We start from the raw sequence: 12865 nt of genomic DNA on the forward strand, positions 1-12865 counted from the left end.
AATAACCTAAATTGTACCAATCAATCCGGAATCATGTTCAAATTGGTAAAACTCTTTTCCTTCGTCTTTTTACTGCTGTTGGGTGGTAGCCTGTTTTCTCAGAAGAAAAGTTCCGCTTCGGCTTCTCAACAATGGAAAACGCGTGCACAACAGGAGTTGTTAAATGACTACGATAAATATAAAACAATTGCCCTGCAGATCTGGGATTATGCTGAAGTAGGATATAAAGAGGTAAAGAGCTCGGCATTACTTCAGCAGACACTCAAAGAAGCCGGCTTCAGCGTGGTAGCAGGTGTAGCCGAAATTCCGACCGCCTTTGTTGCAACATATGGCAGCGGGGAGCCGGTAATTGGGATTCTTGCTGAGTTCGACGCGTTACCAGGACTTTCACAACAGGCAGTTGCTGAAAAACTCCCGATCGAAGGCAAAGAGGCTGGGCATGCATGTGGCCACCATCTTTTTGGCACAGCTTCCGTGGCTGCGGGAATTGAACTGAAAAAAATGATTGAAACATATGGATGGAAAGGAACCGTCAAAGTGTTTGGAACTCCCGCTGAAGAAGGGGGATCCGGAAAAGTGTATATGGTGAGGGCAGGATTATTCCGCGATGTGGATGTTGCGATCCATTGGCATCCCGGTGATCAGAACGGTACCAAGTTCGACGGGGCATTGGCAAACAAATCTGCCAAGTTCAGATTTTATGGACAATCGGCGCATGCTTCTGCTGCACCCGAAAAAGGGAGGTCTTCCCTGGATGCGGTTGAGGCAATGAACTTCATGGTAAATATGATGCGTGAGCATATCCCGTCTGACGCACGGATTCATTATGTTATCACAAATGGGGGCAAAGCGCCAAACGTAGTTCCGGACTTTGCGGAAGTATATTACTACGTGAGGCATCCGAACAGGAAAGTTGTAGCCGATTTGTTTGAGCGGGTTGTCAATGCTTCAACAGGCGCAGCAACAGGTACCGGAACCCGGACTGATTATGAGATCATTGGCGGTACATATGATCTCCTTATCAACAATGAGCTTGCCGGCATTATGCAAAAAAACCTGGTGGAAATTGGCGGAATACAATATACAGCTGAAGAGAAAATGTTTGCCGAAAAGATCCAGGGTAGCCTCGGTTTCCAGGCGCCGCCTGTTTCACTTGCAGAAAAGGTCAAACCACTTGAGAGGCTGTCGAACCTTTCAATGGGTTCAACTGATGTTGGCGATGTAAGCTGGAACGTACCAACTGTAGGAATGGTTGCCGCTACCTGGGTGCCGGGAACTCCGGCACATAGCTGGCAGGCAGTAGCCTGTGGCGGAACGGAAATTGGAACTAAAGCTATGATGGTCGCAGCCAGGGCAATGACCCTGACTGCGATCGATCTGTTTCATGATAATAATCTCATTCAGCGGGCAAAAGCAGAATTTGAAAAAGCCAGGGGCGACAACTTCCGTTACGCGCCCTTGTTAGGTGATCGAAAGCCTGCGCTCAATTACCGCGATTAACCTTAACGGTAATATTACCCGTCTTTTTTAGGCTCTTGTGGGGGCCTCGGCGGACGATTCTGCTGGGGTGGCCGGTTTTGTTGCGGTGGCCTTGGCTGCTGTTGCTGTTTTTGTTGCTGTTGTTGCGGCTGCTGCGGTCTTGGGGGTTTGTTGCCCTGGCCTTTTGCAGGCTGTTGTTGCTGTTGCTGCTGGCCTCCACCACGCTGAACCTGCTTTTGTTTTTGCTGGTTCTGTTTCCTGCGACGGTCATTTTTTTCAAGACTTCTCAGGCTGATCTGTCCCACAACATCAACAAATTCCGGTTCCACTTCCTTAGGTTTGGAACTTGTTACTTCAACAGCTTCGAGTTCTTCAGGTATTACACCCTGGGAGTTAAGTGATAATATTCTTCTCACCCGTTCAATCGTCAGCGGATATTGCTTGTTGCTTTCAGGCAATACATACCACATAAGATTCTTGAAGATGTCCTTTTTGATAAGTGTGGCAATGCCACGTGCAACTTTTATTGTATCTGCCCTCTCGGGAAATCCCTGCAATGCATCGAGATAAGTGTCGAGCTCATAATTCAGACAGCATTTCAACCGGCCACATTGTCCACTCAGCTTTGTCTGGTTGATACTGAGATTCTGGTACCTGGCAGCGGTAGTATTGACACTTTTGAAATCTGATAACCATGTGCTGCAACAGAGTTCACGGCCACAACTGCCTATGCCGCCAACTTTGGCCGCTTCCTGCCGGGCACCAATCTGGCGCATTTCAACTTTGACTTTGAACTCACCGGCATATATTTTAATCAGTTCCCGGAAATCTACCCTGTCATCTGCGATGTAAAAGAAAGTAGCCTTTCTTCCGTCAGCCTGGATCTCCACTTCACTGATTTTCATTTCCAGCTTAAGTTGCCTCGCAATTGCCCTCGCCCTGATCAACGCTTCCGGTTCCCTCGCCTTGTTGATGTCAAGCAATTCAAGATCCCGTTCATTTGACCGGCGAAGGATCTTCTTCATCTCAGGATCAAACTCATTGATGCCTCTCTTTTTCAATTGTAACCGTACAATTTCCCCGGTTAAAGTGATTTCCCCAACATCAATTCCACTTACTCCTTCCACAGTTACCTGTTCACCTTTCTCAAATTGCTGAAGCGTATTATTCCTGAAAAAATCTTTCCTGCTGCCGCGGTTAAAACTTACTTCCGCCACTTTACATACTGACTCAATATCTGCAAAGGGTAGATTCTGTAACCAGTCATAAGCATTCATCCTGTTACAGCCGCCGGAGGAACATCCTCCATTGCTTTTGCAACCGCCCGGCTTACCGGTCCCCGTACCACAACTACTACAACCCATATATTTAATAAAATGAATGTGAATGAATTAAATTAAACAAATATAGCCTAAAACTACCAAGCACTTACCCTTGCCTTGTCCCGCAGGATATGGAAAAGCTTGATACTTAGCGCATGAAACAGCATTTTCGCATTAGCGTTTCTCTCAATATAATATGCCGCCTTGTCCAGTTCTTCGACAATTGCTTCCTGTTGCGAAAGGTCAGCCATTTTGTTGATCCGAAGGATAAAGTCCCTCTCCGGTGTCGGTAAGCCCATTGCCCATTGACTGTTTTCTCCCAGGACCCTGATCCTCACACTTTGTTCCAGCAAATGGTTGAAATACCGCAGGAACTGTTTTTGTTTTTCCCGGCCCATTTTGCTGGTCTCGTCGATCCATTTCACGAGCGCGATAGGACCATTTCTTAATATCGCATTCAGCCATTCGCGGGTCAGGTGCATCCAGTCTTCACCTGATTGATGCAAATGGTTAAGCGCATCCCGGTAATTTCCTTCACTGACAGCCGCAAGTTGACGCGCCTGTGCTTCCGGAGTGCCTTGTGAAAGCAATGCATTCACGATGTCCTGATCGTCAAAAGCCGGAATCTTAACAAGCTGGCAACGGGAGAGAATTGTAGGAAGAACCAAGGACTCATTTTCTGCTACCAGCAGGAAGAGCGTATTGGCTGGAGGTTCCTCAATCAGCTTCAACAGCTTGTTCCCTTCCTTGCCGAGAAATTCAGGCATCCACATCACCAGAATCTTGTACCTGCTTTCAAAGGTTTTCAGATTCAGTTTCCTGATAATGTCGTTGCATTCATCGGCAGTTATATTGCCCTGTCGGTTTTCTGCATTGATGGACTGCAGCCAGTCGTATACGTTTCCATAAGTATTCGACTGGATAAAAGTCCGCCACTCTGCTGCGTAGTCTGCGCTTACCGGTTTATCACCCGATTTTTTCGGGATGACAGGATAGGAGAAATGAAGATCAGGGTGAACATTTGCAGAGGCCTTGATACAGGCAGCACATTCACCGCAAGCATCAGTCAGTGATTGCTCTTGTACTTTTTCACACATAACGTATTGAGCAAATGCTAAAGCGAGCGATAGGGCGCCTGTGCCTTCCTTTCCAAGAAAGAGCAGCGCATGACTCAACCTGTTATGCAATACCATTTCTGTCAACCTGGACTTCACTTCCGATTGACCAATTACCTTTTCAAAACGCATCTTCTCCCGGTGTTAATTCAGGTGCTTGGTAATTTCTTCACTCATGGGCTTCACCTTGGATGGATATACAGCAATGAGTTTTCCCTGCTCATCAACCAGGAACTTGGTGAAATTCCACTTGATCGGATCTTTAAAACCCATTTTTTCAGCTTCTTCCGTGAGGTATTTGAACAGTGGATGGATATCGTCCCCTTTTACAGAAACTTTTTCTGCCATTGGGAAAGTGACGCCGTAATTCTTTTTACAGAATGTCTGGATTTCACTGTTGCTGCCAGGCTCCTGTTTTCCAAAGTTGTTCGCGGGAAAGCCGATAACCACAAGCTTATCTTTATACTTATCATAAAGCGCCTGAAGGTCTGCATACTGCGGAGTATAACCACATTCGGAGGCGGTATTCACAATCAGGAGCTTTTTCCCTTTATATGCTGCGAGGTCAAGTTGCTTACCATCAAGCCCTTTCACCTTGAAGTCGTAGATGCCGGTGAATCCTATTAATATCAGTGATATGATCAAAGTTTTCATCATACTTGTCAGGTTTATTGTTGAATTACAAATATCCGTACTTATTATTGTTTGCAGCAATCAAATTCCGTCCGCCCGGGAAGGTGCTGTTCGCTTAGGCACACTCGTTACACATTTTAGAGTGGAAGGGTGTAGGCAAAGCAGTATATGCTGAGTTTCAGTCCCTGTATTGCCAAAAGTTCCCTGCCCATTGCTTCCAGTGTTGCCCCTGTAGTTACCACATCGTCAACAAGTAATACATGCCTGTTCTGCAACAAGTTCCGACTATCCACTTCGAACACGCCCTGCATGTTCATCCAACGCTCAGTTCTGTGCTGTTTCGTCTGTGAATTTGTTGCTTCACGACGAATCAATAGCCCTGGAATTTGCCTGATGCCGGTCACCGAGGAAATTCCTTCACAAAGCAGATCGCATTGATTATATCCTCTTTCCTGTATTCTCTTCTTGTGCAGGGGCATAGGCAACAGGCAATCAATTTCGTTAAACCAGTTACATTCCTTCAACCTGTATCCCATCCACCTGCCGAGTTGCGAACCCGTTTCTTTTCCTGCTTTGTATTTGACATGGTGTAATACCTGCTGCACTACTGACTGTTTGGTAAAATAGGCGGCAGCAGCAGCATGATTAATATCCAATCGTCCCCAGAAGATCTTTTCAACGGCATTTCCCGGATAGTTGAGAAATCCGGTCTCGGGTAGTTCGTGCAGGCAGTTGGCACAAATGCCATTTGCAGGAGCAAGAATGTCGGACCCGCAACAGGCACAATTGTGGGGAAACACCAGGTGAATGAAACCGCGGATGATTTCTGAGAAAGAATAACCGGACATTCGCCAAAATACCGCGGCGCAATTCTTCCTGCAAGGGTATATTCACCCGATCAGAAAAGTATCCTGTAAACATCTTCAACCCTGCTGACCGGAATAATCTCGATACCAGGTGTTGCTTTTGACATTCCCTTCTGATTGTACCTCGATATGATCATTTTTTCAAATCCCAGTTTTTCAGCTTCCGCAATCCGCTGTTCAATCCTGTTCACGCTTCGGATCTCGCCACTTAAACCAACTTCACCTGCAAGGCAGACTGTGTGAGGAATAGTAGTGTCATCGTAGGAACTTAACAATGCGCACAAAACGGCAAGATCAATCGCAGGATCCTCTACTTTGAGTCCACCCGCTATATTCAGAAAAACATCTTTCATCCCAAACTGAAACCCTCCTCTCTTTTCCAGGACTGCCAGCAATAACTGAAGCCGGCGAAGATCGAAACCACTTGCAGTGCGTTGCGGAGTGCCGTATACGCTCGGCGTGACCAGCGATTGTACTTCAATCAGGAATGGTCGCATGCCTTCAATTGTGGCAGCTACCGTTACCCCACTGAGTTGGTCTTCTTTATGTGACAACAGGATATCACTTGGATTGAGTACTCCCTTCATCCCGTTTGCAGCCATCTCGTAAATACCCAGTTCGGAAGTACTTCCAAAGCGATTCTTCAGGGTTCGCAGAATCCGATATGCATAGTGACGATCACCCTCAAACTGTAACACGGTATCAACCATGTGCTCAAGAATCTTCGGGCCGGCAATCGCCCCGTCTTTTGTAATGTGACCAATGAGAAAAACGGGCGTCGATGTTTCTTTCGCAAACCGTTGCAATTCCGAAGCGCATTCCCGTATCTGCGATACACTTCCTGGTGAGGATTCTATGAAGTTTGTGTGTAAAGTCTGAATCGAATCAATGATCACCAACTGGGGCTTCAGCTTTTTGATCTCCTGGAAAATGATCTGTGTATTCGTCTCCGTGAGCAGGTAAAATTCTTCACTTGAAAATGGCAGACGATCAGCCCGCATCCTGATCTGTTGTTCGCTTTCTTCCCCGCTGACATACAAAACCCTGGTTTGTTGTAACTGTAATCCTATCTGGAGGAATAATGTTGATTTACCAATTCCAGGTTCACCTGCAACCAACACAATGCTGCCAGCTACAATACCGCCACCAAGCACCCTGTTTAATTCTAAATCAGGCGATATGATCCTGCTTTCCTCACTAATGGAAATATCCTGTAATCTCGTTACTCCGTTATATGAATTATGATCATCCTGTTTCCAGAGCGTGCCGGCAGTCTGTTGTTTTGTTTCCTTATGCCTGATCTCTTCGACAAAACTGTTCCATTGCTGGCATGCGGGACATTTTCCTAACCATTTCGTGCTTTCATAACCACATTGCTGACAAAAAAAAGAGGACTTGATTTTACTCATGAACCAAAGGTAAAGGGAAGAAAAGTGATCGGAGAGAGTGAAACAACCTGAAAGTAAAAAGGCCAGCATTGCTGCTGACCCTTTACTTACTAACCCATTAAATTCTTGCACTAAATTACGAATAAGGGGCACATTTCAAAATAAATTTTTAGTCCTGTGAATAACTTTTAACCGTCCCTTAAACTACCTTAAAACTGAGGAGTTGCCTGTATAACTTATTGATACACAATAAAATAATTGCCAACGAAATTATCTGGCAAAAGGCCGGCCGCTAATTTGGCAGTCCGTTTTTAATGAGATTTTTACAGGTGACAAAAAGGCTGGCGAACACGCCCCGAAATGGCCGAAAATGTCAAAAATCTTATTTGGTCATAGCTTTGTTATACTTATACACCTTATTAATTCGAATATATTATGACACCTTCCATTCTATTTGTTTCCCTGCTGTTTGTCGGGATCAGTATGCTGGTTTCCTTTGCCCTCAAGAGTAAGATCCGGAAATATAGCCAGACCGGCCTCCGCTCCGGGCTGTCCGGAAAGGAAATCGCAGAAAGGATGCTTAGAGAGAACGGGATTTATGATGTGAAAGTGGTGCCGTCAGAAGGGTTCCTGACCGATCATTATAATCCCCTGACGAAAACAGTAAGCCTGAGCCCCGATATTTATGAGGGCAGGAATGTAGCGGCTGCTGCTGTAGCGGCCCATGAATGCGGGCACGCCGTACAGCATGCCACATCCTATCCCTGGCTGACCATGCGCAGTAAACTGGTACCGGTAGTGCAGTTCAGTTCTGGAATTGTACAGTGGATCCTGCTTGCGGGCATCTTCCTGATCCAAATTTTCCCGGCGCTTCTGCTGGCCGGCATCGTGCTTTTTGCACTTACCACGATTTTTTCGCTGGTGACCCTGCCGGTGGAATTTGACGCCAGTAACCGTGCGCTGGCCTGGCTGGAACGTACCAATATCACAACGGCACAGGAGCAGCCAATGGCTAAAGATGCACTTAAATGGGCTGCAATGACTTATGTGGTTGCCGCAGTAGCTTCAATTGTTACCCTGATTCAGTATATCCTGATTTACCAGGGCCGTAACCGCGAATAACTGCGGAATAATAACAGCTTAGATCCGGTTCCGGCATGGGACCGGATTTTTTTGTGCCCCAAAGCCCTTTTAGTCATGCAGAGCACTGCTTTCTTTGGATGGACGGCAAATTCTAGATAAGATTACCGGAAGAAATAATATATTTAATATGTATTGGCTTTCTCATGTATAAGGCCCTGGTATTCCTGCCGGGGTTTTTAATATTCCTTTCAATGTGCAGCAGCAATTTGACGTAAGTGTTTGTCCTTGAGAAGGTTTATGGTGAAAATCCCATAAAACTAGACAAGCAAACGTACTAAAAACGTAAAACTACCGCTATTAATGAAAAAATGACCCTATTATTGAATTTAACGATCCTTTAACCGCCAATATCTTTGGCACAAATTAACAAGACGTCTATGGCTCCAATGAAAAAACTAACTGGACTGATGTGGAGTTTCCTACTCCTGACTGCCCTGACGGTGCAGGCGCAGAACCGGCAGATCTCCGGTAAAATCACAGATCAAAAGGATGGGACGCCGCTCGCCGGGGCCACCATCTCCGTAAAAGGAACCAATATCTCAACAGCCACTTCAGCTGACGGTACATTCACCCTTAATGTGCCCGCAGACGCTAAAACCCTCATAATTTCTTCTGTTGGCTTCGGGCAAAAGGAAGTATCGGTAAGTGATAACATCTCCCTTTCGCTCAGTTCCGCCGACAATTCACTATCTGAAGTAGTTGTCGTGGGATTTGGAACAAAAATCAAACGTGACCTTACCGGTTCGGTTGCCAAAGTTGGCCAGAAAGAGCTGGCCAACACACCCGTAACGAGTTTTGAAGGTGCACTTCAGGGCCGCGCGGCGGGGGTGCAGGTTGAGCAGGGCAATGGTAAACTCGGCCAGGGAATTAAGGTAAGAATCCGAGGTGCTTCTTCTGTAACTGCCGGTAACGAGCCCCTTTATGTGGTTGACGGTATTCCAGTTATTACAAATAACCTCTCCGGAAACAGTGCTGCAACCAACCCTCTTTCAGACCTTAATACCAATGATATTGAATCGATTGAAATCCTGAAAGATGCCTCTTCAGCCGCCATTTATGGAGCACGCGGAGCAAATGGTGTGGTTCTGATTACCACTAAAAGAGGAAAGGCCGGAAAATCAAAGGTGGATTTTGGATTTTTTACCGGTACGCAGGAGCCTACACGTAAACGTGAGTTCCTGAATTCTCAGCAGTATGTTGAATATTTCAGGCAGGCTGCTGTTGGTGCAGGTAAGTATGACTATAAATATGGCATCTCCGGATATGGTTCCGAGCAGGAAGCGATTGACGATAACCTTGCATTTGTGGAAAGCAGGCTGAGAAGATACAGCGCAGGGAATGATGATTACCAGACCTACAAGGTAAATACCGACTGGCAGGAAGAAGCTTTCCAGCGTGCGCCGATTTCTGAATATGACCTTAGCCTGTCAGGTGGTAACGAAAAGACCACTTTTTATATGGCTGGCCAGTTCCTCGATCAGAAAGGTATTATTGTCCGCAACAGCCTCAAGAGATACAATGGCCGTCTAAACCTCGACCATAAATTCACGAACTGGCTTACTGTTGGTGCCAACCTGAGTTTCGCCCGTACCCTCAATTACAGGGTTTCAGACGATAACGCCTTTTCTACTCCGCTGCAATCTGTTGCATTGTCACCAATCACACCAACAATCGACCCTCGTACAGGGTTGCTGAGTGGTGAATCAGATCCCAACCGTGCGGGTAACCCGGGCGGACCAAACACCAACTACCCGGTTTATTATAACCCGATGCTCAGTGTTAAGGGAGCTTATTACAACACAATAGTGAATCGTAGCCTCGGTAACGTATATGGACAAGCGCAGATCACCAACAAACTTTCTTTCCGCACTGAATTTGGCCTTGATCAGCTGAACCAGACAGAAGAAGGTTATTATGGACCGATCACTGAAAGAAATACAACCTACCCGCGTGGTGGTGGATTCACTAACGCTGACCAGGTGTTGAACTTCAATACCAACAACTTTTTCCGGTATGTGACTAATATCAAAGACAAACATGATATTGACGCCGTAGTTGGTATGAGCTTCCAGGAACAGGATTATTTCAGCCAGGGAAATACAGCCGAGGCTTTCCCGTCTCCGGCATATAAAAAACTGACCAGCGCAGGCACGAAATCTGATGCAACTTCCACTGCCAATGAGTTTAGCTTCCTTTCTTATTTTGGAAGGGCGAACTATAAACTGATGGACAAGTACCTCCTTGCTGTGAGTGGTCGTTTTGATGGTTCTTCAAGATTTGGTAAAGACAACAAATGGGGTTTCTTCCCTGCTGCCTCAGTAGGTTGGATTATTTCTGATGAAAACTTCCTGTCAAACGTAAAATGGCTGAGCTTCATGAAGCTGAAAGCCAGCTACGGTCTTACAGGTAATGCTGAGATTGGTAACTATTCATGGCAGACTCTTTGGACTGGTGATGGTGCTTATGGTGGTATTCCAGGCCAGAGGCCTTCGCAGCTGGGTAATCCGAATTTGAAATGGGAGAATACTGCCAGCTTTGATATCGGAGCTGAACTGGGCATATTCGAAAACCGGGTTAGCCTTGAACTCGATTACTACGTTCGTAACACTACTGACCTTCTTCTGCAGGTTGAAGTACCTGGTACATCCGGATTTACTTCTCAGCTTCAAAACCTTGGGAAATTGAAGAACAAGGGTTTTGAATTCACCATCAATACACAGAATATTGTTTCACGTGATTTCCGTTGGACAACCAACATCAATTTCGGTCTGAACAGGAACGAGGTAACGGATCTCCAGGGCCAGGAACTTGGTGTAGGCAACTATAACCGCGCACGTGAAGGCCAGCCTCTTGGTGTGTTTGTTGCACGCGAGTTCGCAGGTGCTGATCCGGAAACCGGTGATGCGATCTGGTATAAGAACACTGTAGGTGCTGATGGTAAGGTCGACCGTACCCCAACTAATAATTATAATGAAGCTGCTGAAGTCGTGATTGGAAACCCGAATCCCGATTTCATCTATGGTATGAGGAATACCTTCACTTTCAGGGGATTTGAATTTGACATCTTCCTCCAGGGCGTTCAGGGTAACGATGTATACGATGGTGGTGGCCAGTACATGTCAGCCAGCGGTAGTAACGGGTTTGACAACCAGACAACTGATCAGCTTGCTGCGTGGAAACAGCCGGGCGATAAGACCAGGGTACCTGAAGCGAGATTGTTCTTTGCAAACGGAACTGATCCTTCCAGCCGTTATCTCTATGATGCTTCATACCTGCGTGTAAAACAACTTACTCTCACGTATAACCTTCCCAAGTCTGTTATTTCCAAGATCAAGATTGACAGGGCGCGTGTGTATGTAAGGGGACAAAACCTGTTCACCATTACTAATTATAAAGGATGGGATCCGGAGGTTAACGCCGATTACCAGGCTACCAATATTAACCAGGGGGTTGACTTTTATTCAGCTCCCCAGTTGAGGACTATCGTATTTGGATTGAACATTGGACTCTAATCAGACCCCTTAAAAAGAAAATTATGTTATTCAATAAAAGTAGAATTATCGGCGGGGTGTTATCCTTAACGGTGGCATTTACCGCTTGCGAAAAAAGGCTTGACAAATCTCCGTTTGCGAGCGTTGACGCTGACCAGGCACTGCTGACCAGCTCTGATGTGGAATCTGCACTTGTTGGTGCTTATTCCAGGCTTGGCGATGCGGAAGTTTATGGAGGAGATATGTTCGTCTATTCAGAACTGCTTGGTAATGATAATGAGATCACCTGGTCCGGAACGTTCCAGGGGCTTACCCAGATTTATAACAAGCAGATTCCTGTAAATAATGATTTTGTACAGGATACTTGGACAGAATCTTATGAAGCGATCAACGTGGCCAATAATGTTCTCAATGCCATTGACAAGGTGGTTGACGCTAAAAAAGATAAAGTAGCAGGTGAAGCCAAATTCATTCGTGCAGCCGTGTATTTCGATCTCGTGCGTTTATACGCAAAAGCATGGAATGATGGAAATCCTTCCTCAAATCCGGGCGTGCCACTTGTACTTAAACCAACGGCAGATCTCGCAGATGCGGCAAAAGTATCACGCAACACCGTCGCCGAAGTATATGCCCAGATTATAACGGACCTCACCGAGGCTGAAGGACAATTGTCCACCGGAAAGACAATTTTTGCAAACAGGCCTTCTGCATCAGCCCTGCTCGCTCGTGTGTATCTTCAGCAGGGAGATTATGCAAATGCAGCTGCTGCCGCCGATCGTGCCATCAAAGATGGTACAAACAGCCTGACGGGCACTTATGCTGAGGCATTCCCCGTGAATTATAACGCTGCAACAGTACCTGTAGCCAATACTACAGAAGATGTCTTTGCCATGCAGGTAAACAACACGCAGGGTGTGAATGATTTCAATACTTATTTCTCGCCCATGGGAAGAGGTGATATCACAATTGATCCTTCATACTTCAGCCAGTACGAAGAAAATGATGGCCGCCTGGAAGTTTATTATGCGGACGGTGGTTCCATTTACACCGGTAAGTTCGACATGGTTTATGGGAATGTACACATCCTGCGACTTGCTGAAATGTTCCTGATCCGTGCAGAATCAAATTTCCGTTTGGGTGGTGATCCGATTGGTGGCGTTGCTCCTCATCTAGATATCAACAGGATCAGGGCCAGGGCAGGGCTGGACCCAATTGACGCTGCAGATCTGACTCTGGATCAGATCCTCCTGGAAAGAAAGCTTGAGCTTGCTTTCGAAGGAAACCTATTGCATGATAAGAAACGTCTCGAAATCGCCGTTGGTCCATTGTCCTGGAACTCTTCGAGATTGGTACTGCCAATTCCGGAACGCGAGATTAAAGTAAATGGTAACCTGGTACAAAACGAAGGTTATTAATAAAACCTGAACA

General features: G+C 46.1%; 9 protein-coding genes. 4 read left to right on the forward strand and 5 right to left on the reverse strand.

The features are described from left to right. The first annotated feature begins 33 nt into the window (after window positions 1–33). Window positions 34–1500 (forward strand): amidohydrolase, encoded by a 1467-nt coding sequence (locus tag OI18_RS02375; protein WP_039137069.1) that lies wholly within the window; start codon window positions 34–36, stop codon window positions 1498–1500. 14 nt (window positions 1501–1514) lie between these two features. On the opposite strand, the gene OI18_RS02380 is transcribed toward OI18_RS02375, so the two are convergent. The 5 genes from OI18_RS02380 to radA all read right to left on the reverse strand — a co-directional run bounded on the left by OI18_RS02380 (window position 1515) and on the right by radA (window position 6824). Further along, entirely contained in the window at window positions 1515–2843 is a 1329-nt protein-coding gene (locus tag OI18_RS02380; RefSeq protein ID WP_052272800.1) for a PSP1 domain-containing protein, read from the reverse strand. Between the two features lie 53 nt (window positions 2844–2896). After that, a complete protein-coding gene (locus OI18_RS02385) occupies window positions 2897–4048 on the reverse strand; it encodes a DNA polymerase III subunit (RefSeq protein ID WP_039136812.1) in 1152 nt (383 codons plus the stop codon). A 12-nt stretch (window positions 4049–4060) separates the two neighbouring features. Further along, window positions 4061–4573: a glutathione peroxidase gene (locus OI18_RS02390; RefSeq protein WP_039136814.1), complete on the reverse strand. Its 513-nt coding sequence runs from the start codon at window positions 4571–4573 to the stop codon at window positions 4061–4063. 113 nt (window positions 4574–4686) lie between these two features. Beyond that, entirely contained in the window at window positions 4687–5397 is a 711-nt protein-coding gene (locus OI18_RS02395; RefSeq protein WP_052272801.1) for a ComF family protein, read from the reverse strand. Between the two features lie 50 nt (window positions 5398–5447). Beyond that, window positions 5448–6824: a DNA repair protein RadA gene (gene radA / locus OI18_RS02400; protein ID WP_039136816.1), complete on the reverse strand. Its 1377-nt coding sequence runs from the start codon at window positions 6822–6824 to the stop codon at window positions 5448–5450. Window positions 6825–7238: 414 nt separating this feature from the next. On the opposite strand from radA, the gene OI18_RS02405 reads away from it, so the two are divergent. The 3 genes from OI18_RS02405 (at window position 7239) to OI18_RS02415 (ending at window position 12852) form a co-directional block, all read left to right on the forward strand. Continuing rightward, window positions 7239–7925: a zinc metallopeptidase gene (locus tag OI18_RS02405; protein WP_052272802.1), complete on the forward strand. Its 687-nt coding sequence runs from the start codon at window positions 7239–7241 to the stop codon at window positions 7923–7925. A 407-nt stretch (window positions 7926–8332) separates the two neighbouring features. Continuing rightward, window positions 8333–11458: a SusC/RagA family TonB-linked outer membrane protein gene (locus OI18_RS02410; RefSeq protein ID WP_039136818.1), complete on the forward strand. Its 3126-nt coding sequence runs from the start codon at window positions 8333–8335 to the stop codon at window positions 11456–11458. A gap of 23 nt (window positions 11459–11481) precedes the next feature. Further along, complete coding sequence (locus OI18_RS02415) at window positions 11482–12852, forward strand: RagB/SusD family nutrient uptake outer membrane protein (protein ID WP_039136819.1); 1371 nt, start codon at window positions 11482–11484, stop codon at window positions 12850–12852. Window positions 12853–12865: the final 13 nt, after the last annotated feature.

The organism is Flavihumibacter solisilvae, from assembly GCF_000814475.1.
GTDB lineage: Bacteria > Bacteroidota > Bacteroidia > Chitinophagales > Chitinophagaceae > Flavihumibacter > Flavihumibacter solisilvae.

What these genes read in the sequence shown, in the direction of transcription:
- OI18_RS02375 (WP_039137069.1), top strand. Translation starts at nt 34, where the DNA reads ATGTTCAAATTGGTAAAACTCTTTTCCTTCGTCTTTTTACTGCTGTTG.
- OI18_RS02380 (WP_052272800.1), bottom strand. Translation starts at nt 2,843, where the DNA reads ATGGGTTGTAGTAGTTGTGGTACGGGGACCGGTAAGCCGGGCGGTTGC.
- OI18_RS02385 (WP_039136812.1), bottom strand. Translation starts at nt 4,048, where the DNA reads ATGCGTTTTGAAAAGGTAATTGGTCAATCGGAAGTGAAGTCCAGGTTG.
- OI18_RS02390 (WP_039136814.1), bottom strand. Translation starts at nt 4,573, where the DNA reads ATGATGAAAACTTTGATCATATCACTGATATTAATAGGATTCACCGGC.
- OI18_RS02405 (WP_052272802.1), top strand. Translation starts at nt 7,239, where the DNA reads ATGACACCTTCCATTCTATTTGTTTCCCTGCTGTTTGTCGGGATCAGT.
- OI18_RS02415 (WP_039136819.1), top strand. Translation starts at nt 11,482, where the DNA reads ATGTTATTCAATAAAAGTAGAATTATCGGCGGGGTGTTATCCTTAACG.
- OI18_RS02410 (WP_039136818.1), top strand. Translation starts at nt 8,333, where the DNA reads ATGAAAAAACTAACTGGACTGATGTGGAGTTTCCTACTCCTGACTGCC.
- OI18_RS02395 (WP_052272801.1), bottom strand. Translation starts at nt 5,397, where the DNA reads ATGTCCGGTTATTCTTTCTCAGAAATCATCCGCGGTTTCATTCACCTG.
- radA (WP_039136816.1), bottom strand. Translation starts at nt 6,824, where the DNA reads ATGAGTAAAATCAAGTCCTCTTTTTTTTGTCAGCAATGTGGTTATGAA.